The following is a 22,260-nucleotide window of genomic DNA, read 5'->3' as shown; positions in this document are numbered from 1 at the left end:
AGGGATGGCGATCAGAAGGGAATGACACCGATGAGTGCGGCGGTGATGGTCATGACCACCGAGGCCGCGAAGAGGAAGGGGATGGAGAATTTCTGGTGCTCGCCCAGGCCGATGCCGCACAGGCCGACCACGAGGAAGGTGGCGGGGGTGAGCGGGCTGACCGGGAAGCCGACCGTCATCTGGCCCAGCACCGACGCCTGTGCGATCTGGATCGGGTCGCCGCCCAGCGTCTTATAGACCTCGGCGATGACCGGCATCATGCCGAAGTAGAAGGAGTCAGGGTCGAACAGCAGGCTCAGCGGCATGGAGATGATGCCGAGCGCGAAGGGGATGTGCTGCGCCATCTCCGGCGGGACGAAGGCGACGGCGGACTGCGCCATGGCGGTCAGCATCTTGGTGCCCCCCATGATGCCGGTGAACACGCCGGCCGCCAGGAGGATGCTCGCCATCATCAGCGCCGCCTTGGCGTGCGCGTCCACCCGGTCCTTCTGCATCTTGACGTCGGGGTAGTTGATCATCAGCGCCAGCACGGTGCCGACCATGAACATCACCACCGGATCGACCAGCCCTTCGATCATGACGCCCATGATGGAGAGGGTCAGGATCAGGTTGACCCAGAACAGCTTGGGACGGCGGATCTTGAGCTGTTCCGGCGTCAGCACCCGCGGGGCCGGGCCGACCGCCGTCGCATCGCCCGCGGCAAGAGCGGCTCCGCTCAGGCCGAGGCGGCGCTCCTCGCGTTTGCCGAGCAGGTAGGCGACGGCGAAGATGAACACCAGACCGACGGCCTGCACCGGGATCAGCGGGTTGAAGATGTCGGTCACCGGCACCTTGAGCGCCGCGGCGGAGCGGATCATCGGACCCGTCCAGGGCAGGAAGTTCACGCCGGCCGCCATCGACACGCACAGCGCCAGGATGCGCTTGTCCATGCCGAGCCGTTCGAACAGCGGCAGCATCGCCGGAATGGTGATGAGGAAGCAGACGGCACCCGAACCGTCGAGATGGATCAGCAGAGCCAGCAGCGTAGCGCCGACGGTGATCCGCGCCGGCTTGGTACCGACCACGCGCAGGATGCGGTCGATGATCGGATCCATCATGCCGGCGTCGGTGACGATGCCGAAGAAGATGATGGCGAAGACGAACATGCCGGCGGTCGGCGCAATCGCCCGGATGCCGTCGATGATGAACTTGCTCGTGCCGAGGCCGAAGCCGCCGACCAGGGCGGCGATGATCGGTATGGCGATCAGCGCCACCAGGGGCGACATCCTGTTGGACATGATGACCACCAGCAGCACGAGGATGGTGGCCAATCCGAGTAACGCGAGCATGGGACCTCCGCTAGGGTCGGGTTATTGTTTTTTGCTCTTCTTGGGTCTGGGCTTTCGCCTCGTCAGAGGCGTCGTCGGGACGCGTCCGGCACACCACTCCCGTTTCCGGACTCGCGTCCGGAACCTGTCGTCCAGGGTCTTGTCTCTTGCCGGTGTGCGGTCCGGTGCAGGAGCGGCCTACGGCTTTGCCGACCCGTCGTTCCGCATCGGACCAGCGTCCGTGATTGACATGGTACGAACCCACAATCAGATTAGGGAAATGAATTTGTTATATCACGGTAATCCGTTTCTTTTATGAGAGGCCCGGCATGCTCCAGGGAGTCAGGCACATCAAGGCCTTCGTCGCCGTGGCGCGGCTCGGCAGCTTCACGCGGGCGGCGGCGGAGGTCAACGTGTCGCAGCCGGCGCTGACCGTGCAGATCCGGCAGCTGGAAACCTCCCTGGGCGTCCGGCTGTTCGACCGCAACAAGCGGCAGGTCGTGCTGACCCAGGCGGGCCGCGACCTGTTGCCGGCCCTGCAGCGCGTCCTCAGCGAACTGGACGCGGTGATGAGCGCCAGCCAGGATCTGGCCGGGCTCCGACGCGGCGCGGTGTCCATCGCGACGCTGCCGTCGGTCGCCGCCGGCCTGCTGCCGACCGCCATCCGCCGGTTCATGACCGACCATCCCAACATCGACGTGAAGGTCCAGGATGTGGTGGCCGAGCACATCATCAAGCTGGTCAAGGCGGAGGAGGTGGATTTCGGGATCGGCAGCCGGGTCGGGCCGGACCGGGACGTCGAGATCACCGATTTCCTGTCCGACCGGATGTGCGCCTTCCTGCCGCAGGACCATCCCCTTGCCGGCCGGCAGCCCCTGCTGCTGAAGGACATCGCCGCCTACCCGCTGATCCTGAGCGCGCGGGGCACCAGCGTGCGGACCCTGGTCGAGCGGGCCCTGGAAAAGGAAGGGCTGGAGGTCAGCATCACCTGCGAGGCGAACTACATGTCGACGGCGGTGGGGATGGTGCGCGCGGGGCTGGGCGTGTCGGTGCTTCCGGAATCCGCCATCGACGCGGCATCCTGCGAAGGGATCCGGGTCGAGCCGATCCGAACCCCCGGCCTGACCCGCAGGATCGGCCTGATCCGGAAAAGCAACCGGTCGCTTTCCCCTGCGGCGGAGCGCTTCGTGGAGCTTTTGAAGGAGCTGTCCTGGGAACCGCTTGCGCACTTCGCCAGTTCGGGAATGAAGGCAAAAAAGCGCGAAGCCTCCAATGGAGATTGATTCCGCTCTACAAATTACCTGGAGATCGCTGTATATAGAAATTATGCGAAATTGCGCCTATACCTGCGGCAAGGACAGCTGTTGCAGGACCGCGTTCCGATAACCGGTTCCTATTACTGTAATCCGGTAATTCGATTTCAAATACCCCTTTCGTTGGTATAGTAACGGCGATCGGCAGCGGCGCACGAACGGTGGCCCTCCCGATTGTCCGGGAATTTGGATCTGACTGCGTTGGATCTGGCTGCGGCGGCCGCTCCTTCAGCCAAGGAAACACCACGCCATGAAGATCCTGGAAAATCTGACGATCCGGGTGAAGCTGTCCCTTCTCGTCGCACTCTCGGTGCTGGCGCCCGCCGTCGTAATCGCCATCAGCACCAGCTCCACCCACACCCGCATGGTCGACGACCGGATCGACACCATCCGCTCCGCGGTGGAGCTGGCCGTCGGTCTGGCGAAGGGGCTGAACGCCGAGGTGGAGGCGCACGCGATCACCCGCGACGAGGCGCTCTCCCGCTTCCGCAACGCGGTCCACGCCATGTCCTACCATGACGGGGCCGACTATCTGTTCGCCTACGACCTGAACGGCATCGCCGTCGCCAACCCGTCGAACCACAAGGCAGTCGGCACGGACCGGATGCAGCTTCAGGACAAGGCGGGCAAATACTTCGTCCGCGAGATCGTGGAGACGCTGCGGACGCAGGACAACGCCGTCATCCATTATGTCTGGCCGAAGCTGGGGTCCGACCTTCCCCTGCTGAAGACCAACTATGTGCAGCGTTACCAGCCGCTGGGCCTGATCGTCGGCTCCGGCGTCTACACCGACGACATCGATGCCGCCTACCACGAGTTCCTGGTGGAGCTGGGCATGGTCGCGGCGGCGCTGATCTGCGGTCTGGTTCTGATCGCCTTCCTGATCAACCGCGAGATCGTCCGCTCGCTGCACCGGCTGCGGGACAAGATGACGGCGCTCGCCGCCGGCGACCTCGGCGTCACCTTCCCCGAGGCGGCCCGCCGCAACGAGATCGGCGGCATGGCCCAGGCGCTGCAGGTCTTCAAGGAGAACGCGCTGGCCAAGGCCGAACTGGAGGCCAGCCACGCCGAGCAGGCCGAACGCAGCGCCGCGGAAAAGCGGGAGGCGATGACCGCCCTGGCCAGCGGCTTCGAGCAGACCGTCGGCAACCTGATCCACGACGTCGTCAAGGAGGCGGACGGGATCGAGGAGCGCGCCCAGAACATGACGCGCGCCGCGGACGAGACCGGCAGGCTGACCGCCGCTGTCGCCAGCGCCACCGGCCAGACCTCCGCCAACGTCCAGACCGTCGCCGCGGCGACGGAGGAACTGACCAGCTCCATCGGCGAGATCAGCCGGCAGGTCGGCGAGTCGGCCCAGATCGCCCGCGAGGCGGTGGAGAGCGCCGAACGGGCCAACGGCAAGGTCGAAGGACTGGCAAGCGCCGTCGAGCGGATCGGGGCGGTGGTCGGGCTCATCAACTCCATCGCCAGCCAGACCAACCTGCTGGCGCTCAACGCCACCATCGAGGCCGCCCGCGCCGGGGAGGCCGGCAAGGGCTTCGCCGTCGTCGCTCAGGAGGTGAAGGCGCTGGCCAACCAGACCGCCAAGGCCACCGACGAGATCGCGGCCCAGGTCGCGAGCATCCAGAACGAGACCAGCCAGGCCGTCCTGGAGATCAAGGGCGTCGCCAAGGTCATCAGCCGGGTCAACGACGTGGCGACCTCCATCGCGTCGGCGGTCGAACAGCAGGGTGCCGCGACCCGGGAGATCAGCCGCAACATCCAGCAGGCCGCCCAGGGAAGCCACGAGGTTTCGACCAGCATCGGCGGCGTGAACAGCGCGGCCGAGCGAAACGGCAAGGTCGCCTACGAAGTGCTGGAGAATGTCCGGCAGCTGTCCGTCCAGACCGACAGCCTGCGTGAGGAGGTGGGACGCTTCCTGTCGCAGGTCCGAACCGGCTGACGGATTTCAGGCCGGCCGGACGGTTCCGGCAGATCGATACGCCCGCGCAAGCCCATGGCCGCGCGGGCTTTTTCTTTCCGGACTCCCTCGGCGGAATCCGCCGGCCGAACGCGGACAATTGCGGTCTGTCCGGATATTTCGCGGATCCCCTCAATGGCTGACAGGTTCATGACAGGTTGGTCTGTTAAATAATCTTCACCGCGAATTGTTCCTGGGGAGAAGCGCCATGGCGAATCAGACCGCCGGACGGCCGCCGGCAGACGACGAGCCCACCACCGGACGGCCCTTCCATGGGGCTGCGCACGGGGCGGGGGCCGGCGGTTCCATGATCCTGTCCGACCTGCCGCCTCCGGACCGGCGTCGTCAGGAGCCTGCCGGCAGCGGGGCACAGGCGCCCCGCCAATCCAACAAACGATAAATCCACAAGAATACCGTCAGTCGGGAGGGGTCTCATGAAGTTCGGCATTCCGGCCAAGCTGGCCGCCGCTGCAGCCGTGGCGTTCGCCACCCTGTCCTTCACCGTGCCGGCTTCGGCCGAGTTGAAATCGGTGGAGATCATCGCCCCGGCCAATCCCGGCGGCGGTTACGACCAGCATGCCCGCGCGATGCAGCAGGTGATGCAGAACCACAAGCTGGCGTCCGGCGTCCAGGTGGTCAACATCCCCGGCGCCGGCGGCACCATCGGGCTCAGCCAGTTCGTCACGTCGAAGAAGCGCAATCCCGGCATGATGATCAGCGGCCTCGGCATGATCGGCGCCATCCTGATCAACAAGTCGCCGGTGACGCTGGATCAGGTGACGCCGCTGGGCCGCCTGACCGGCGAATATCAGCCGATCGTCGTCGCCGCGGATTCGCCGATCAAGACGCTCGACGACCTGATCCGGAAGTTCAAGGCGGATCCCGGCTCGGTGTCCTGGGGCGGATTCGCCGTCGGCAGCCCCGACCACATCCTCTACGCCCTGATCGTCAAGGCAGCGGGCGGCGACGTCAGCAAGATGAACTACATCGCGGCCGGGGCCGGCGGCGAGATGATGGCGTCGATCCTGGGCGGCCACATCACCGTCGCCACCGGCGGCTACAACGAGATGGCCTCGCAGCTCCAGGCCGGAAAACTGCGCGCGCTCGCCATTTCAGCACCGCAGCGCGTCCCCGGCATCGACATCCCGACCTTCAAGGAACAGGGCGTCGATGTGGAACTGGTGAACTGGCGCGCCGTGATGGCGCCGGCCAACCTGAAGGCGGACGAACTGAAGGCGATGGACGAGGCCGTCGGCGCGATGGTCAAGACCGACGAATGGAAGCAGATCGCCAAGGAGCGCGGCTGGATCGACCTCTACCTGCCGGCCGACCGTTTCGCCGCCTTCCTCAAGGAGGAGCGCAGCCGGATCGGGGGCGTCCTGACCGACCTCGGACTCGTCAAGTAACGGATCGAGTAACGCGTCTCATCAACAAGAAACACCAGGAGGATCCCCATGGGCACCCGTCGCGCCACCCTGTTCAAGGGCCTGTTCACCGCCGCCGCCCTGATCGCCGGCACCGTCACCGCCACCCCGTCGCTGGCCGAGCTGAAGGGGCTGGAGATCATCGCCCCCGCCAGCCCCGGCGGTGGCTGGGACCAGCATGCGCGCACGCTCCAGCAGGTGCTGCAGAACCAGAAGCTGGCCTCTGGCGTCCAGGTCGCCAACATCCCCGGCGCCGGCGGCACCATCGGGCTGGCGCAGTTCGTCACCGCCAAGAAGCGCAACCCCGCCATCCTGGTCGGCGGCCAGATCATGCTGGGCGCCATCGTCACCAACAAGTCGGCGGTCACGCTCGATCAGGTGGCGCCGCTGGCCCGGCTGACCGGCGAATACACCGCCATCGTCGTGCCGGCCGACTCGCCCATCAAGTCCTTCGGCGACCTGCTGCAGAAGTTCAAGGCCGATCCCGGTTCGGTGTCGTGGGGCGGCGGGTCGGCCGGCGGCAGCGACCAGATCCTCGCCGGGCTGATCGCCAAGGCCGTCGGCGTCGATCCGGCCAAGGTCAACTATGTCGCCACCGCCGGCGGCGGCGAACTGCTGGCCTCGGCGCTGGGCGGCCACGTCACGCTGGGCATGGGCGGCTACAACGAGTTCGCGCCGCAGTTCCAGGCCGGAAAGCTGCGCGCCATCGCCGTCTCCGCGCCGCAGCGCCTGCCGGGCACCGACACCCCGACCCTGAAGGAGCAGGGGGTCAATCTCGAATTCGTCAACTGGCGCGGCATCTTCGCCCAGGCAAACGCCAAGCCTGCCGAAATGAAGGAGCTTCAGGAGGCCGTCGCCAAGGCGGTCGCCAGCCCCGAATGGCAGGACATCCTGAAGCAGCGCGGCTGGATCGACCAGTACCAGCCCGCCGACCAGTTCGCCGCCTTCCTGAAGGAAGACCGCGCCCGCATCGAAGGAACGCTGAAGGACATCGGCGTAACCAAGTAAGGGCGGTTCCGGCGGGCGCCCCTGGGCGTCCGCCGGCCGTTGAATAGAAACCGGGAGGATGCGATGACCACTGGCCGCAGTTTGCGGATCGGCGAAGCCTTGCTCGGCGGCGGACTGTTCGCCCTGGGTGCGCTGATCGCCGTCGAAACCATGTTGACCCCGTCCGCCGGCCGCGGCGTCGTCGGACCCGCCCTGTTCCCCTATCTGATCTCGGCCGGGCTGATGCTGGTCGCCCTGTCGCTGCTGCGCGAGGCCTTCGCCGGCCACATCGCCCATGAAGGCGGGCTGGAGCTGGACCTGCGTGCGGTGGTGCTGGTCGCGGCCGGGCTGGCCGCCCAGTTCCTGCTGATCGAACATCTCGGCTGGATTCCGTCCGCCGCCCTGCTGTTCGTCGCGGTGGCGCGCGCCTTCGGCAACCGGCGCTATGTGCTGAATGCCCTGCTGGGGCTGCTGCTCGCCGGCGCGACCTTCGTGGTCTTCAACTATGGCCTCGACCTGAACCTGCCGATCGGAACCGTCGGCGAGTGGTTCCTGCCGGCCGAATAAGCGTCCTTTCGGGAAGGAAACGCATCCATGGACACCCTCGCCGCGCTCGGCCACGGCTTTCTCGTGGCACTGACGCCCTACAACCTGCTGTGGTCGGCCATCGGGGTCACCGTGGGCACGGCGGTCGGCGTCCTGCCCGGCATCGGCCCGGCGCTCACCGTGGCGCTGCTGCTGCCGGTCACCTACCATCTGGAGCCGACTTCCGCCTTCATCATGTTCGCCGGCATCTATTACGGCGCCATGTATGGCGGCTCCACCACCTCGATCCTGCTGAACGCGCCGGGCGAATCCGGCAGCATCGTCACCGCCATCGACGGCCATGCCATGGCCCGGCAGGGCCGCGGCGCCCAGGCGCTCGCCACCGCCGCCATCGGCTCCTTCATCGCCGGCACCATCGCCACCGCGGCCCTGACCTTCGTGGCGCCGCTGATGGTGAAGATGGCGCTGCTGTTCGGGCCGGCGGAGTATTTCGCCCTGATGGTGCTGGCGCTGACCACCGTCACCGCGGTGCTGGGCAACTCGCTGGCGCGCGGGCTGGGCAGCCTGTTCCTCGGGCTGGCTTTGGGGCTGGTCGGCATCGACATGCAGACCGGTCAGGCGCGGCTGGCCTTCGGCGTTCCGGAGCTGCTGGACGGCATCGACACCGTCGTCGTCGCGGTCGGGCTGTTCGCGGTGGGCGAGACGCTCTACGTCGCCTCGCGCTTCCGCTTCGAGCGGGAGGAGGTCTATGCGCTCAAGGGCTCCAAATGGATGAGCCGGGAGGACTGGTCGCGCTCCTGGAAGCCGTGGCTGCGCGGCACCCTGCTGGGTTTCCCCATCGGCACCCTGCCGGCCGGCGGCAGCGAGATCCCGACCTTCCTGTCCTATCTGGTCGAAAAGCGTCTGTCGAAGAAGCCGGAGGAGTTCGGCCACGGCGCCATCGAGGCGGTGGCCGGGCCGGAGGCCGCCAACAACGCGTCGGCCGCCGGCGTGCTGGCGCCGCTGCTGTCGCTCGGCCTGCCGACCTCGGCCACGGCGGCGATCATGCTGGCTGCCTTCCAGCAATATGGCCTGCAGCCCGGCCCGACGCTGTTCGACAGCAACCCGGAACTGGTCTGGGGCATGATCGCCAGCCTGTATGTCGGCAATGTCCTGCTGCTTCTGCTGAACCTGCCGCTGGTGGGGATGTGGGTGAAGCTGCTGGTCATCCCGCGTCCCTGGCTCTATGCCGGCATCCTGGTGTTTTCCTCGCTGGGCGCCTACACGCTGAACAACAACGTGATCGATCTGGTCATCCTGTGGGTGATCGGGCTGGTCGGCTTCGGCATGCGGGTGCTGAACGTGCCGGTTGCCCCCTGCGTCGTCGGGCTGATCCTGGGGCCGCTGGCCGAACAGCAGTTCCGCCGCGCGCTCGCCATCAGCCAGGGCGACGCCACCGTCTTCATCACCCACCCGATCTCCGCGGCGCTGCTCGCCATCGCCGTGCTGCTGGTGGTCGGGCCGATGCTGATGCGCCGCCGTGCCGCCGCAGCCGCACCGGACCATTCCGGCAAGACGTCCGCGGTTTGATCCGGGCGGTTTGATCGACTCAGTGTTTTCTCTGTTCTGAATTCCGGAAGGACCCTGTTCATGGATTCCCTCGATCTCTGGCCGCAGCTCGTGGCGCTGGGGCAGGTCGTCGCGATCGATCTCGTGCTTGCCGGCGACAACGCCATCGTCGTCGGCATGGCCGCCGCAGCGGTGCCGATGGCCCAGCGTAAGAAGGTCATCTTCTGGGGCATCGCCGCCGCCATCGGGCTGCGCATCTTCTTCGCCCTCATCACGGCACAGCTTCTCGCCATCATCGGCCTGACGCTGGCCGGCGGCGTGCTGCTGCTGTGGGTGTGCTGGAAGATGTTCCGCGAGCTGCGCTCCCACGGCACCGACGAGGTCGCCCCCGACGAGGCGATGGCCGCGCCCGATGTCGCTCCCGATACGGCCGCCGGCTCGGGGGCCGCCGTGGGCACCGCCGCCGCGGCTGCCGCGGCCGGCACCACGGTGGGCGCCGCCATCTGGCAGATCGTCGTCGCCGACGTGTCGATGTCGCTCGACAATGTGCTGGCGGTGGCCGGCGCCGCCAAGGACCACCCGACCATCCTGGTCATCGGCCTGATCCTGTCTGTCGTCCTGATGGGAGCGGCGGCGAACATGATCGCGCATCTGCTGCACAAGCACCGCTGGATCGGCTGGGTCGGCCTGCTCATCATCACCTATGTCGCCATCGACATGATCTGGCGCGGCAGCCAGGAGGTTCTTCGCCACACCGCCGTGATCCTGTAAGCCGGTCCCCGTACGGAGAACACGCCATGAAGAAGGTTCTCGTCCCCCTCACCGGCCGTCCGCTGGACCGCCGCGCCGTCGCCTCCGCCTTCCTGGTCGCCGACCGCTTCGGCGCCCATGTCGAGGGGCTCAGCGTCATGCCGCAGGTCGAAATCCGCACCTCCATCGAAAGCGCCGCCATCCCCAAGGCGCTGGTGGAGCAGCTGATCCGCATCGGGCAGGCCGAACAGGCGGAGGTGGTGGACGCCGCCCACCATCTGTTCGACGAGTTCCGCGGCCGTCATGGCGGCGTCGCCGCCTCCTGGCAGCAGGCGACCGGCCCGCTGGCGGAAACCGTGTCGGAAGAGGCGCGGCTGGTCGACATCGCCGTGATCGCCCAGGCGTCCGACGGCACCAACGCCATGGGTCCGGTGATCGAGGCGGCGCTGTTCGGCTCCGGGCGGCCGCTCCTACTGGCACCGAAGGCGGAGCCGGCGACACTCGGCGACACGGTCGCGGTCGCCTGGGACGGCGGTGCGGCGGCGGCCCGCGCGGTCGCGTCGGCCGTCCCCTTCTTGCACAGGGCCGGCAAGGTCGTCGTGCTGTCCACCGACACGCCGCAGGAGAGCCGCTCCGCCGATCCGGAGCGGCTGACGCAGTATCTCGCCCTGCACGGCATCGTCGCCGCCGTCCAGCGCATCGCCGTGTCCTCCGGCCAGGGCGTCAGCCGGGCGCTGCTGGAGAACGCCCAGTCGCTGGGCTGCGACCTGCTGGTGATGGGAGGCTACGGGCACAGCCGCGTCCGTGAGCGGGTGTGGGGCGGCGTGACGCTCGACATCCTGCGCGAACCGCCTACCCTGCCGATCCTGATGGCCCATTGAGGCGCCGGACAGGTCCTGAACGGAGGGGGGCATCCCATGCGCATTCTGGTCGTCGAGGACACCGAGGATCTTGCCGACGCCATCGTCCACCGTCTGCGCAAGCTGGGCTATGCGGTGGATTGGGTTGCCGACGGCCATGAGGCGGAGGAGCTGCTGCGCCGGGAACCCTATCAGCTGGTTCTTCTCGACATCATGCTGCCGGGCCTCGACGGGCAGGCGCTGCTGGGCCAGCTGCGCCGGCGCCGCAACGCCACTCCGGTGCTGATGATGACCGCCCGGTCGCAGGTGGACGTGAAGATCGACCTGCTCGACCTCGGCGCCGACGACTTCATCGTCAAGCCCTTCGACCTGCGCGAGCTGGAGGCGCGTTGCCGGGCGCTGCTGCGCCGGTCCCACGGCATGGCGTCGTCGCGCACCGAATTCGGCAACATCCTGTTCGACGCGGCGGCCAAGCTGGTGCAGGTGGACGGCCGGCCGGTCGAGCTGGGCGGGCGCGAGTTCCGGCTGCTGGAGCTGTTCCTCGGCCACCTCGGCGCGGTGATGTCGAAGGAGGATTTGATGGACCGCCTGTTCAGCCTGGACCAGCCCACCGCGCTGAACGCCATCGAGTTGTACGTCTCGCGGCTGCGGCGCAAGATGGAGGGGTCTTCCATGGAGATCCGTACGGTTCGGGGGCTGGGGTATGTGGCGGAAATCCGCAACGGCGGGTGACGGGACCTATTCGCTGCGGCGGCGCCTGTTCATCCGGCTGCTCGGCGTGCTGGCGGTGCTGACCGGCGGCCTGTTCCTGTTCGTCGACGCCTATGCCCGGCGCGCCGCCGACGCCGCCTTCGACCGCCTGCTGGCGGCGTCCGCCCTGTCCATCGCCGACGCGGTGCGGGTGCAGGACGGCCGCTTCCTGGTCGACCTGCCCTATTCGTCGCTCAGCATTCTCGCCCAGGGCGGGGAACAGGGCGGCGGGCGCGACCGGCTGTTCTACCGCATCGTGGCACCGGACGGCTCGCCAGTCACGGGATACGGCGACCTGCCGGTGACCGCCAAGTCCGGCGCCAGCGTCCGGCCGCAATTCGCCGACGCCACCTACCGCGACGCGCGGGTGCGCGTCGCCACGCTGGACCGTTTCGTGGCGCAGCCCGGCCTTGCCGGCTGGGTCACCATCGCCGTCGCCCAGACGCGGGAGGAACGGCAGGCGCTGGCGCGCGACATCCTTGCCAACGCCTTCCTGCCCATCGTCTTCGCCATGCTGGCCGTGGCCGGGCTGGTGTGGTTCGGCATCCGGCAGGCGCTGGCCCCGCTCGGTTCGCTGGAGCGCGTGCTGCGCGACCGCCACGCCCGAGATCTCTCCCCCATCGCCATGCCCCCACCGCAGGAGGTGTCGCAGCTGGTCCACGCGATCAACCAGCTGATGGAGCGGCTGAAGTCGAATCTGGACACCATGCAGACCTTTCTTGCCGACGCCGCCCACCAGATCCGCACGCCGCTCGCCAGCCTGCGCCTGCAGGCGGAGCTTGCGGCGGACGAGGACGACCCCGCCGCCCTGCGCCGCATTGCCCAGCGTGTCCACCGCAACGCGGTGGAGGCCAGCCAGCTTACCAGTCAGCTTCTCAACCACGCCATGGTGATGCACCGCAGCGAAGCGCTGAACCCCGAGGACGTGGATCTCGGCGCCCTGTTGGAACAGGTGATCCAGCGGGCGCGGCCCGTCGCCGGAGAGACGCCGATAAGGCTGGAGATCGACGCCGCGGCCGAACCGGGCCTGGTCCCCGGCGACGCCATCAGCCTGCGCGAGGCGCTGACCAACCTCGTCGACAATGCGGTGAAATATGCCGGTTCGGTGAAGCACGAAGGGCTTGGCGGCGCCATCGACGTGTCCCTGACCCGCCGGCCGGGCGACCACGGCCTGCGCATCGAGGTGGCCGACCGCGGCCCCGGCATTCCGGACGCGGAGAAGGCCGGGGTGCTGACCCGCTTCGGACGCGGCAGCTCCGCCGCCGGTGTCGCCGGCAGTGGGCTGGGGCTGGCCATCGTCCATTCCGTCGCTGAGGCGCATGGCGCCACCCTGTCGCTGCTCGACCGTCCGGGGGGCGGGCTGGTGGCGCGGATCGATTTCCCCGGCCGACCCGCCGGCCTCATCACCGGACCCGGGCCGGACTCCGGAACCGCCCCATCCGGCAGCCGGACGGCATTGCTCGCCCTTGCCTTCGCGTTTTTGACGGTCCTCTGGTCGCCTCAGCAGACCGCAGCGCAGGCGGCGGCGCAGACCATCACCTATCCGGCCCCCGGCACGCCGCGCGAACGGCTGCGCATCCATGCGGCGACCGACCGTCAGGCGATGGAGCCGCTGGTCCTCGACTTCCAGCGCGCGCATCCGGACATCACGGTGGAGTATGTCGACGTCGGCACGTCAGAGCTGTACGCCCTCGCGGTCAGGGATGCCGAGACGGACAGGCCGGACCTGCTCATCAGCTCCGCCGCCGACCTTCAGGTCAAGCTGGTGAACGACGGCTACACCCAGCCCCACATCCCGGCCGGGAGCCAGTTCCTGCCGGACTGGGCCAACTGGCGGAACGAGGCCTTCGGCTTCACCTTCGAGCCGGCGGTGATCGCCTACGACCGCAACCGCTTGGCCGAAGACCGGGTGCCGCGCACCCGCGACGCGCTGATCCGGCTGCTGCACGAGGACCGTGCCCATTACGGCCGGCTGGTCGCCACCTACGACGTCACCAGCAGCGGCATCGGCTATCTGCTGGCATCGCACGACGCGCTGCTGTTCAGCCAGTACTGGCAGCTCGTGGCGCTCATGGGCAACGCCCAGGTGCGGACGGCCTGCTGCAGCGCCGAGCTTCTCGACATGGTGGAACGCGGCGAGGCACTGATCGCCTACAATGTGCTGGGATCCTACGCAAGGGCGCGGGTGGCGGCGGGTGCCTCCATCGGCATCGTGATGCCTGAGGACTACACGCTGGTCATCTCGCGCGTGGCGGTGATCCCGAAATCGGCGCCCCGCCCCCGTCTGGCGGGCCTGTTCATCGATTACCTGCTGTCCACCCGCGGGCAGGAGGTGGTCGCCGACGGTTCCGCCCTTTACGCGCTCTCCTCCTTGGTGACCCGCGAGGCGTCGGCCGCCGGCCTGCGCTCCAGCACCGTGGCGCCGCTGCACCCCATCGCCCTCAGCGCCGCGCTGCTGGTCTTCCTCGATCCGCTGAAGCACGGGCATTTCCTGCGGCAATGGCGCTCCGCCGTCCAGCTGCCTTGACCTGTCCGGGCCATCCTCGACTCACCCCTCCGGGTCCGGGAGGAGACCGTGCTTGCGCAGCTTCGCGTACAGGTTGGTGCGCGACAGGCCGAGGGCCCGCGCGGCCTCCAGCTTGTTGCTCTTCGCCTCGTCGAGCGCGGCGAGGATGAGGGAGCGTTCCAATTCGTCGACCGCCTCCGCGAGCCGGCGTTTCCGGATGGGCTGCTCGGTAAGGCGGTCCTCGCCGTGCGGCAGGATGTCGGCGAGATCCTCGGCGGTGATCCGCTCCCCCTCGGTGCGCACATAGAGCTGTTCGAGGATGTTGGCGAGTTCCCGGATGTTGCCGGGCCAGTCATAGGCGCGCAGCATGTCCAGCGCCGCTGGGGTGAGATCGCGCATCGGCTGGTCGAGGCTGACCGCCGTTCTTTCCGAGAAGAGCGAGGCGAGGATCTCCAGATCCTCCTTGCGGTCCCGAAGTGCGGGCAGCTGGATGGGAAAGACGTTCAGGCGGTAATAGAGGTCGGGGCGGAAGGCCCCGCTCCGGACCATCTCCGGAAGCGGGCGGCTGGTTGCGGCGATGATGCGGACATCGACCTTGACCACTCGGTTGGATCCCAGCGGTTCGACCTCCCGCTCCTGCAGGGCGCGCAGGAGCTTGGCCTGCAGCGCCAGCGGCATGTCGCCGATCTCGTCGAGGAACAGCGTGCCGCCGTCGGCCAGCTCGAACTTTCCCGGGCGCGGCTGGCGGCCGGCGCCGGTGTAGGCGCCGGGGGCGACGCCGAAGAACTCGGCTTCCAGCAGATTTTCGGGAATGGCGGCGACGTTGAGGCTGACGAAGGGGCGATCGACCCGGTCCGAGGCCGCATGGATCGCGTGGGCCACCAGCTCCTTGCCGGTTCCCGTCTCGCCCAGCAGCAGCACCGTCGAACTGATCTGCCCCGCCCGGCGCACCAGCCGCTTCACCTGCAGCATCGCCGGGCTGAAGCCGACCAGATTCTCGACGGTGTATTTCGCCGCCCGGCTGGCGGCCAGTTCCTGCTCCACCCGGGCCAGACGCGACTGCAGCTTGTTGAAGCGCTCCGCGATCGGCCGCAGATAGGTCAGGCTGTTCTTCAGCGCGAAGGCGATGGCGCCGATCACCTCCCCGCGTTCGTTGCGCAGCGGCAAACGGCTGACCAGGAGCGTGTGCTCCCCATAGCGCATGATGTCGAGCGGAAGGGAGCGGCCGGTCTCCACCACCTCGCGCATCCGGCTGTGCGGGATGACCCGTTCCACCGGCTGTCCCACCATATCCGCCACCGACCGCAGCCCCAGGGACGCCATCTGCCGGCTGTCGAACCAGACATGCTTGTCGTTGGACCAGACGATGCGAGAATCCTTGTCTACCAGGATGGCGCCGTCGATCATTTCATCTATCATCACCATCATGGCGCGCGCGGCAGCGAACTGTTCGTCCAGACCCATGGGCATGGCCGCCTCCCGTCGTCCCGTTTGTCAATTTTCTGAACACACCCTGTCAAATTCCGGAACAGGGCGCCAGCCCTGATTTGCGCCTTGTTTCTCAAGGCCGGCGTGGTGAAAGGCGGCGGAGGATGTCCGGAAGCGGGACGGATCGCCAGCCGCCGCCCAAGCGGCTTTACGACCAACCCATTGAAAACACGCTAATCCCCAAAGTGGCGCGGCCCTTGCTAGTTGGGAAGGCAGAACGATTGCGAGGCGAACAGTCGGCCATGCGGAGATTGGTGCGGCGTCCGTCCCGGTAACGGAGGAAAGCAAGGGGCATGACACGACAGCGCATCGGCATCATCGGTGCCGGGCTGATGGGGCACGGGATCGCGCAGGCATTCGCCGCCGCGGGTCATCCCGTCGACATCCAGGAACCCGACCCCGGCCGCCGGGCGGGGATCCTCGACCGGATCCGCCGCAACCTGGGGGAGCTTGGGCAGGATGCCGGCGCCGCCGACCGCATCCGCCCGCAGGCGACGCTGGAGGATACCGTCGGCCAAGCGGATGTGGTCATCGAAGCGGTGCCGGAGGATCTGGCGCTGAAGCAGCGGATCTTCGCGGCGGTGGAGGCTGCGGCGCCGTCCCATGCGCTGCTGGCGAGCAATACCTCGGTGATCCCGATCGGCCGGGTCATGGAAGCGGTCCAGGACAGGACCCGCGCCATGGGTGCGCATTGGTGGAACCCGCCCTATCTGATCCCGCTGGTCGAGGTCATCCAGACGCCCGACACCGCAGACGCGGCGATTTCCGCGATGATGGAGCTGCTCGCCTCCATCGGCAAAATGCCGGTGCATGTCCGCAAGGACGTCCCCGGCTTCATCGGCAATCGCCTTCAGCATGCGCTGTGGCGCGAGGCCATCGCGCTCGTGGAGAACGGCGTGTGCGATGCGCGGACGGTCGATACCGTGGTCAAGGCGAGCTTCGGCCGGCGTCTCGCCGTGCTCGGCCCGCTGGAAAACGCCGATCTCGTCGGCACCGACCTGACGCTGGCGGTGCATGAGCATGTCCTGCCCGATCTCGACCGCAATCCCGGCCCCTCGGCCCTGCTCCGCGAACTGGTCGCGTCCGGGCGGCTCGGCATGAAGACGGGCGCCGGCTTCCGAAGCTGGACCGAGGCGGAGCGGGCGGAGGTCCATTCCCGCCTTGCCGCCCATCTCCGGCGGCTGGACACCCCCGGGCGCTGATCCCCCAAATTCCCAAGGCCCCCAGGGGCCGGACACACAGGAGGGGCCGCATGGCCGCATCACCGAGAAAAGTCATCATCAGCTGCGCGCTGACCGGTTCGATCCACACCCCGACCATGTCGGATGCCCTGCCGGTGACGCCGGACGAGATCGTCGAGCAGGGGGTCGGCGCCGCAGAGGCCGGCGCCGCGATCCTCCACCTGCACGCCCGCGATCCCGCCACCGGGCAGCCGACGCCCGACCCGGCGGTCTTCATGCAGTTCCTGCCGCGCCTGAAGCAGTCCACCGACGCGGTGCTCAACATCACCACCGGCGGCTCGCTCGCCATGACGGTGCAGGAGCGGCTCGCCGCCCCGCTGCAGGCAAAGCCGGAGATGTGCTCCCTCAACATGGGGTCGATGAATTTCGGCATCTTCCCGCTGGCCGACCGCTACAAGGACTGGAAGCACGACTGGGAGGAGCCCTATCTGCGCAGCACCGACGACTTCATCTTCCGCAACACCTTCCGGGACATCGCCTACATCCTCCAGCATCTGGGCGAGGGCTGCGGCACCCGGTTCGAGTTCGAATGCTACGACGTCGGGCATCTCTACAACCTCGCCCATTTCCTCGACCGCGGTCTGGTGAAGCCACCGCTGTTCGTCCAGACCATCTTCGGCATCCTCGGCGGCATCGGCGCGGAGGAGCGCAACCTCGCCTTCATGCGCGAGACCGCCGACCGGCTGTTCGGCAGCGATTATGCCTGGTCGGTGCTGGCGGCCGGCCGGCACCAAATCCCCTTCACCACCATGGCCGCGGTGATGGGCGGCAATGTCCGGGTCGGGCTGGAGGACAGCCTGTATCTCAGCAAGGGCCGGCTCGCCCGCAACAGCGCCGAGCAGGTGGCGAAGATCCGCCGCATCCTGGAGGAACTGTCGCTGGAGATCGCCACCCCCGCTGAAGCGCGCGCCATGCTCGCGCTCAAGGGTGCCGATCAGGTGGCGTTCTGAGCCCGGCGGCGGGCACCGGGATTCAAGAAAATTTGGGGGAAAGAGAGATGCGGAACAGGAACGCCGTCGTCACCGGCTCGACCAGCGGCATCGGTCTGGCGACCGCCCGCGAACTGGCCGGCAGCGGCTGCAACGTCATGCTCAACGGCTTCGGCGACCGCCGGGAGATCGACGCGCTGTGCGCGGAGATCGCGGCGCAGAGCGGCAGGACGGTCGTCTATTCGGACGCCGACCTCAGCCGCCCAGAGGCGGTGCGGGCGATGATGGCCGAGGCGGCCGAGGCACTGGGGCCGGTCGATATCCTGGTGAACAATGCCGGCGTGCAGCATGTGGCGGCGATGCATGAATTCCCCGAGGACAAGTGGGACCTGCTGCTGGCGGTCAACCTCAGCGCGGCCTTCCACGCCATCAAGGCCGCATTGCCGGCCATGCGGGAGCGGCGCTGGGGGCGGATCGTCAACACGGCCTCGGTCCTCGGCATGGTGGGGGCTCCGCACAAGCCCGCCTATGTCGCGGCCAAGCACGGGTTGATCGGCCTGACAAAATCGGTGGCGATCGAGGTGGCGGAACATGGCATCACCTGCAACGCGGTGTGTCCGGGCACGGTGCTGACCCCGATCATCGAGAAGCAGATCGCCCAGCAGGCGCAGGTCACCGGCCTGCCGGAGGATCAGGTGCTGAAGGCGGTGTTCCTCGGCAAGATGCCGACCGGCCGGCTGATCCCGCCCGCCGAGGTCGCGGCCGCCATCGCCTTCCTGTGCTCCGACGCGGCCGCCTCGATCACCGGCGCCGCGATCCCGGTGGATGGCGGCTACACCACCCACTGACCTGCCGGAAAGCCGCGCAATCCTTTCAACCACCAAGAACGCAAAATCCAGGGAGTGAACCATGCGCAACCTTCTGTTCGCCGGCGCCGCCATCGCCGCCCTGTCGACCGGGACGGCCCAGGCCCAGATGTCCGACGGTGTCATCAAGATCGGCATGCTCTCCGACCGCTCCGGCATCTATGCCGACATCAACGGCGAGGGCTCGGCGGTGGCGGCGCGGATCGCCGCGGAGGAGTTCGGCAACGCGATCAACGGCACGCGGATCGAGATCATCGTCGGCGACCACCAGAACAAGGCAGACGTCGCCGCCAATCTGGCGCGCCAGTGGATCGACACCGAGAAGGTCGATGTCGTCGCCGACGTGCCGAACTCCGCCGCGGCGCTCGCCGTCCAGGTCATCACGCGGGACAAGAAGCGCATCTTCCTGATGTCCGGCCCGGGGTCCACCGACCTGACCGGCAAGGAATGCAGCCCCTACGGCTTCCACTGGACCTGGGACAACCACGCCGTGGCCTCCGCCACCGCCCGCGCGCTGGTCGAGCAGGGCCGGAAGAGCTGGTTCTTCGTCACCGCCGACTACGCCTTCGGCCATTCGCTGGAGGCCGAGGCCGCCAGCACGGTGAAGCAGCTGGGCGGCACCATCAAGGGCAGCGTCCGCCACCCGCTGGGGGCTTCCGACTTCTCGTCCTTCCTGCTGCAGGCGCAGGCGTCCGGCGCGGACGTTGTCGCCTTCGCCAACGCGGGCGGCGACACCATCAACGCGGTCAAGCAGGCGGCGGAGTTCGGGCTGCCCCAGGGCGGGCAGACCATGGCCGGGCTTCTGCTGAACATCAACGATGTCCATGCGCTGGGTCTCGACGTCTCGCAGGGGCTGATGCTGGCGAACTCCTTCTATTGGGACATGACCGAAGAAACCCGCGCCTGGTCGAAGACGTTCGAGCAACGGACCGGCCGCAAGCCGTCGATGAACCAGGCCGGCGTCTATTCGGCGGTCCGGCACTATCTGAAGGCCGTGCAGGAGGCCGGGACCGACGATTCCGACACGGTGGCCGCGAAGATGCGCGCCGCCCCGGTCACCGACATGATGATGAAGAACGCGAAGATCGCGGAGAACGGCCGCGTCTTCGGCGACATGTATCTGGCGCAGGTGAAGACGGCGGCGGATTCGAAGGCTCCCTGGGACTACTTCAAGATTCTCAAGGCCATTCCGGGGGAACAGGCCTACATCGCGCCGAAGGACAGCGGCTGCCCCCTCGTCAAGTGATTGCCGGGGCGGGGGCGGGGCGGCGTCGGGCGGATCGGGGGACTCCGCCCGACGCGCCGCGGTCACAGGATCCCGAGCCGCTCCTTGATCTGCGGGAAGAAGCGCCGGCTCACCGGGATGACGTGATCGCGCTTGGTGCTGATCTCCGCGAGCCCGTTCTCCAGGAAATTGATCTTCTCGATGCAGTCGGTGTTGACCAGATATTGCCGGTGGCAGCGCAGCAGCGGCGTCCGGTCCTGAAGGATGTGGAGGGGAAGCTCCGTCGGCCGTTCGGTGCCGTCGGTGGACACCACATAGACGCCGCTGATGCCCGACGCCACATGCTCGACATCCTCCATCCGCACGAGCTGCACATGGTGCTGCCCGAAACAGGGGATCTGGCGGAGCTGGTTGGCGCCCGGAAGCTGGTCGATCTTCTGCGGCTCGCGGTCGCGGCGAAGCCGCTGCAGCGTCTTGTCGAGCCGGGCCTGGTTGACCGGCTTCAGCAGGTAATCGAAGGCGTGCTGTTCGAACGCCTGCACTGCATACTCGTCGTACGCCGTCAGGAAGACGATGTGCGGCATCTTCTCATGGTCGAGCATGCTCAGCATCTCGATACCGCTCACCCGCGGCATCTGGATGTCCAAGAACACGACGTCCGGCTTTTCCCGGTTGATCACGCCGATGGCGTCGATGGCGTTGCTGCATTCCGCGACGACGTTGATGTCGTCGGCCTTCGAGAGAACGCGGCGAAGCTCCTTGCGGGCCAGCGGTTCGTCGTCGACGATGAGGGCGTTGATCATTTGGAAGCGGCCTCCAGAGGAACCCGGATCGTGATGCGGGTGAAGACGTCCCGCCGGGACGCGACGGTAACACCGTAGGACGGGCCGAAACAGTTCTTGATGCGGCGGTCGACCAGACTCATGCCCAGCCCCTGCCCGCCCGGCTTCGGCTCGTAAAGCCCGGCATTGTCCTCCACGTCGATGACGAGACCGTCGCCGTCCTCGCGGGCGCTTATCGAGACATGGCCGGGGCGGAGCAACTGCGACGTGCCGTGCTTGATCGCGTTCTCCACCACCGGCTGGAGCGTAAAGGCCGGCAGCCGCACCCGGCCGAGGCCGTCGGGGATGTCGACGTCCACCGACAGGCTGTCGGAGAAGCGGGCGAGTTCTATCTGCAGATAGGCGTTCACATGCTCGATCTCCTCGGCCAGCGGGGCGATCTCGCTCGGCCGTTTGAGATTCATGCGGAAGAAGGTGGACAGGTCGCCGATCAGGTCGCGGGCCTTCTCCGGCTCGTCGCAGGTGACGGCGGCGATGGTGTTCAGCGCGTTGAACAGGAAATGCGGGTTCACCTGGGCGTGCAGAAGCTTGATCTCCGCCTGCGCCAGCAGCGCCTTCTGCTGTTCGTAGCGGCCGGCGAGGATCTGGCTCGACAGCAGCTTGGCGATGCCTTCGCCCAGCGTGCGGTTGATGGTGGAGAACAGCTTGGTCTTGGGCTCGTACAGCTTGATCGTGCCGATGACGTGGCTGTCTTCGCCGACCAGCGGGATGACCAGCGACGCCCCCAGCGGACAGGTCGGGCTGATCGAGCATTGATAGGCCACCTCGTTGCCGTCGGCATAGATGACCTCGTTGTCGGCGATGGCGTGCAGCGTGCTGGCCGAGGAGATCGGCGTGCCGGGAAGATGGTGGTCGTCGCCGATGCCGATGAAGGCGAGGATCTTCTCGCGGTCGGTGATGGCGACGGCACCCACCCCGGTCTCCTCATAGATGATCCGGGCGACGGTCATGCTGTTTTCCTGGTTGAAGCCCCGGCGCAGCACACCGTCGGCCCGCGCGGCAATCGCCAGCGCCTTGGCGGAGAACAGGCTGGACTGCCGTTCTATCAGCGCCCGGCGGTCGAGCAGGATGCCCATGAACATCGCCGCACCCAGCGAATTGGCGATCAGCTCCGGCACTGCGATCAGCTTGACGATCTCCAGCGTCTGGTCGAACGGCTTCGCCACCGCAAGATCGATCAGCAACTCCAGCACCACCCCGACGAAGGTGAGCGCGCCGGCCTTGACCGGGTCGAACAGGGTGCGGATCCTGCCCCGGCGGATCAGGTATCGGTGCATCAGACCGCCCAGCATACCCTGCACGACGATGTCGATGGCGGCGGCGAGCGCGAAGGCGCCGCCCAGCGAATAGCGGTGCAGCCCGCCGGTGATGCCGACCGCGAGCCCTACCACCGGACCGCCGAGCAGCCCGCCCAGCACCGCGCCGATCGCCGGCGTGTTGGCGATGGCATGGACCACCGGCATGCCGAGCACGGTCCCCATGATGCAGAACAGCGAGAAGATGACGTAGCAGGCGAACTTGTGCGGCGGCCGGATCGTCGCATGGGTCAGCGGGATGAAGATCTTCGTCCGGCTGAGGAGATAGGCCACCACCAGATAGACGCACATCTGCTGGAGAAGGACCAGCGAGAGGCCCACGGGATCAATTTGCATCGGTCAAGGCTCCCTGCACCCGCGCGTCCGGGCCGTCCCGTCCGGGCAGGTGAGCGACTGCAT

Annotated in this window: 18 protein-coding genes; 14 read left to right on the top strand and 4 right to left on the bottom strand. The window is 67.6% G+C overall.

What is annotated here, in order from left to right; all coding sequences use genetic code 11:
• Nucleotides 1-11: 11 nt before the first annotated feature.
• Nucleotides 12-1,328 (bottom strand): CitMHS family transporter, encoded by a 1,317-nt coding sequence (locus AB8P05_RS17260; protein WP_472759508.1) that lies wholly within the window; start codon nucleotides 1,326-1,328, stop codon nucleotides 12-14.
• 308 nt (nucleotides 1,329-1,636) lie between these two features.
• Between AB8P05_RS17260 and AB8P05_RS17255 the strand changes: the two genes are divergently transcribed.
• The 10 genes from AB8P05_RS17255 to AB8P05_RS17210 all read left to right on the top strand — a co-directional run bounded on the left by AB8P05_RS17255 (nucleotide 1,637) and on the right by AB8P05_RS17210 (nucleotide 13,975).
• Nucleotides 1,637-2,590: a LysR substrate-binding domain-containing protein gene (locus AB8P05_RS17255; protein WP_472759507.1), complete on the top strand. Its 954-nt coding sequence runs from the start codon at nucleotides 1,637-1,639 to the stop codon at nucleotides 2,588-2,590.
• A gap of 280 nt (nucleotides 2,591-2,870) precedes the next feature.
• Nucleotides 2,871-4,565, top strand: coding sequence for a methyl-accepting chemotaxis protein (locus AB8P05_RS17250; protein WP_472759506.1), 1,695 nt, complete (start codon nucleotides 2,871-2,873; stop codon nucleotides 4,563-4,565).
• A gap of 452 nt (nucleotides 4,566-5,017) precedes the next feature.
• Entirely contained in the window at nucleotides 5,018-5,989 is a 972-nt protein-coding gene (locus AB8P05_RS17245) for a tripartite tricarboxylate transporter substrate binding protein (protein ID WP_472759505.1), read from the top strand.
• Nucleotides 5,990-6,037: 48 nt separating this feature from the next.
• A complete protein-coding gene (locus tag AB8P05_RS17240) occupies nucleotides 6,038-7,015 on the top strand; it encodes a Bug family tripartite tricarboxylate transporter substrate binding protein (RefSeq protein ID WP_472759504.1) in 978 nt (325 codons plus the stop codon).
• Nucleotides 7,016-7,078: 63 nt separating this feature from the next.
• A complete protein-coding gene (locus AB8P05_RS17235; RefSeq protein WP_472759503.1) occupies nucleotides 7,079-7,561 on the top strand; it encodes a tripartite tricarboxylate transporter TctB family protein in 483 nt (160 codons plus the stop codon).
• Nucleotides 7,562-7,588: 27 nt separating this feature from the next.
• A complete protein-coding gene (locus tag AB8P05_RS17230) occupies nucleotides 7,589-9,109 on the top strand; it encodes a tripartite tricarboxylate transporter permease (RefSeq protein ID WP_472759502.1) in 1,521 nt (506 codons plus the stop codon).
• A 60-nt stretch (nucleotides 9,110-9,169) separates the two neighbouring features.
• Entirely contained in the window at nucleotides 9,170-9,859 is a 690-nt protein-coding gene (locus AB8P05_RS17225) for a TerC family protein (RefSeq protein ID WP_472759501.1), read from the top strand.
• Nucleotides 9,860-9,885: 26 nt separating this feature from the next.
• Nucleotides 9,886-10,719, top strand: coding sequence for a universal stress protein (locus AB8P05_RS17220; RefSeq protein WP_472759500.1), 834 nt, complete (start codon nucleotides 9,886-9,888; stop codon nucleotides 10,717-10,719).
• A gap of 36 nt (nucleotides 10,720-10,755) precedes the next feature.
• Nucleotides 10,756-11,430 carry a response regulator transcription factor gene (locus tag AB8P05_RS17215; RefSeq protein ID WP_455173645.1) on the top strand — a complete coding sequence of 225 codons (675 nt, stop codon included), beginning with the start codon at nucleotides 10,756-10,758 and terminating at the stop codon, nucleotides 11,428-11,430.
• Nucleotides 11,402-13,975 (top strand): extracellular solute-binding protein, encoded by a 2,574-nt coding sequence (locus AB8P05_RS17210; RefSeq protein ID WP_472759499.1) that lies wholly within the window; start codon nucleotides 11,402-11,404, stop codon nucleotides 13,973-13,975. The genes AB8P05_RS17215 and AB8P05_RS17210 overlap by 29 nt, the downstream gene beginning before the upstream one ends.
• A 21-nt stretch (nucleotides 13,976-13,996) precedes the next feature.
• Here the strand turns inward: AB8P05_RS17210 and AB8P05_RS17205 are convergent, their stop codons facing one another.
• Nucleotides 13,997-15,424 (bottom strand): sigma-54 interaction domain-containing protein, encoded by a 1,428-nt coding sequence (locus AB8P05_RS17205; protein ID WP_472759498.1) that lies wholly within the window; start codon nucleotides 15,422-15,424, stop codon nucleotides 13,997-13,999.
• Between the two features lie 311 nt (nucleotides 15,425-15,735).
• On the opposite strand from AB8P05_RS17205, the gene AB8P05_RS17200 reads away from it, so the two are divergent.
• From AB8P05_RS17200 to AB8P05_RS17185, 4 genes are all read left to right on the top strand, one after another.
• The gene (locus AB8P05_RS17200; protein WP_472759497.1) at nucleotides 15,736-16,644 is read left to right on the top strand and encodes a 3-hydroxyacyl-CoA dehydrogenase family protein; all 909 of its coding nucleotides are present in this window, start codon (nucleotides 15,736-15,738) and stop codon (nucleotides 16,642-16,644) included.
• Between the two features lie 50 nt (nucleotides 16,645-16,694).
• Nucleotides 16,695-17,633: a 3,5-dioxohexanoate:acetyl-CoA acetone transferase gene (gene kce / locus AB8P05_RS17195; protein WP_472759496.1), complete on the top strand. Its 939-nt coding sequence runs from the start codon at nucleotides 16,695-16,697 to the stop codon at nucleotides 17,631-17,633.
• A gap of 47 nt (nucleotides 17,634-17,680) precedes the next feature.
• The gene (locus tag AB8P05_RS17190; protein WP_472759495.1) at nucleotides 17,681-18,460 is read left to right on the top strand and encodes a 3-hydroxybutyrate dehydrogenase; all 780 of its coding nucleotides are present in this window, start codon (nucleotides 17,681-17,683) and stop codon (nucleotides 18,458-18,460) included.
• A 61-nt stretch (nucleotides 18,461-18,521) separates the two neighbouring features.
• Complete coding sequence (locus AB8P05_RS17185; protein WP_472759494.1) at nucleotides 18,522-19,724, top strand: ABC transporter substrate-binding protein; 1,203 nt, start codon at nucleotides 18,522-18,524, stop codon at nucleotides 19,722-19,724.
• A gap of 62 nt (nucleotides 19,725-19,786) precedes the next feature.
• Here the strand turns inward: AB8P05_RS17185 and btsR are convergent, their stop codons facing one another.
• Entirely contained in the window at nucleotides 19,787-20,506 is a 720-nt protein-coding gene (gene btsR, locus AB8P05_RS17180) for a two-component system response regulator BtsR (protein ID WP_472759493.1), read from the bottom strand.
• Entirely contained in the window at nucleotides 20,503-22,197 is a 1,695-nt protein-coding gene (locus AB8P05_RS17175) for a LytS/YhcK type 5TM receptor domain-containing protein (RefSeq protein ID WP_472759492.1), read from the bottom strand. The genes btsR and AB8P05_RS17175 overlap by 4 nt, the downstream gene beginning before the upstream one ends.
• Between the last annotated feature and the right edge of the window lie 63 nt (nucleotides 22,198-22,260).

The sequence above is a fragment of the Azospirillum sp. VT-I1 genome (assembly GCF_055698305.1).
This window is presented reverse-complemented; position numbering and strand designations above follow the sequence as displayed.

Coding starts and splice junctions, on each gene's coding strand:
- AB8P05_RS17220 (WP_472759500.1), top strand. CDS start 9,886: ATGAAGAAGGTTCTCGTCCCCCTCACCGGCCGTCCGCTGGACCGCCGC.
- AB8P05_RS17255 (WP_472759507.1), top strand. CDS start 1,637: ATGCTCCAGGGAGTCAGGCACATCAAGGCCTTCGTCGCCGTGGCGCGG.
- AB8P05_RS17245 (WP_472759505.1), top strand. CDS start 5,018: ATGAAGTTCGGCATTCCGGCCAAGCTGGCCGCCGCTGCAGCCGTGGCG.
- AB8P05_RS17175 (WP_472759492.1), bottom strand. CDS start 22,197: ATGCAAATTGATCCCGTGGGCCTCTCGCTGGTCCTTCTCCAGCAGATG.
- AB8P05_RS17185 (WP_472759494.1), top strand. CDS start 18,522: ATGCGCAACCTTCTGTTCGCCGGCGCCGCCATCGCCGCCCTGTCGACC.
- AB8P05_RS17210 (WP_472759499.1), top strand. CDS start 11,402: ATGTGGCGGAAATCCGCAACGGCGGGTGACGGGACCTATTCGCTGCGG.
- AB8P05_RS17260 (WP_472759508.1), bottom strand. CDS start 1,328: ATGCTCGCGTTACTCGGATTGGCCACCATCCTCGTGCTGCTGGTGGTC.
- AB8P05_RS17250 (WP_472759506.1), top strand. CDS start 2,871: ATGAAGATCCTGGAAAATCTGACGATCCGGGTGAAGCTGTCCCTTCTC.
- kce (WP_472759496.1), top strand. CDS start 16,695: ATGGCCGCATCACCGAGAAAAGTCATCATCAGCTGCGCGCTGACCGGT.
- AB8P05_RS17200 (WP_472759497.1), top strand. CDS start 15,736: ATGACACGACAGCGCATCGGCATCATCGGTGCCGGGCTGATGGGGCAC.
- AB8P05_RS17230 (WP_472759502.1), top strand. CDS start 7,589: ATGGACACCCTCGCCGCGCTCGGCCACGGCTTTCTCGTGGCACTGACG.
- AB8P05_RS17225 (WP_472759501.1), top strand. CDS start 9,170: ATGGATTCCCTCGATCTCTGGCCGCAGCTCGTGGCGCTGGGGCAGGTC.
- btsR (WP_472759493.1), bottom strand. CDS start 20,506: ATGATCAACGCCCTCATCGTCGACGACGAACCGCTGGCCCGCAAGGAG.
- AB8P05_RS17240 (WP_472759504.1), top strand. CDS start 6,038: ATGGGCACCCGTCGCGCCACCCTGTTCAAGGGCCTGTTCACCGCCGCC.
- AB8P05_RS17235 (WP_472759503.1), top strand. CDS start 7,079: ATGACCACTGGCCGCAGTTTGCGGATCGGCGAAGCCTTGCTCGGCGGC.
- AB8P05_RS17215 (WP_455173645.1), top strand. CDS start 10,756: ATGCGCATTCTGGTCGTCGAGGACACCGAGGATCTTGCCGACGCCATC.
- AB8P05_RS17190 (WP_472759495.1), top strand. CDS start 17,681: ATGCGGAACAGGAACGCCGTCGTCACCGGCTCGACCAGCGGCATCGGT.
- AB8P05_RS17205 (WP_472759498.1), bottom strand. CDS start 15,424: ATGCCCATGGGTCTGGACGAACAGTTCGCTGCCGCGCGCGCCATGATG.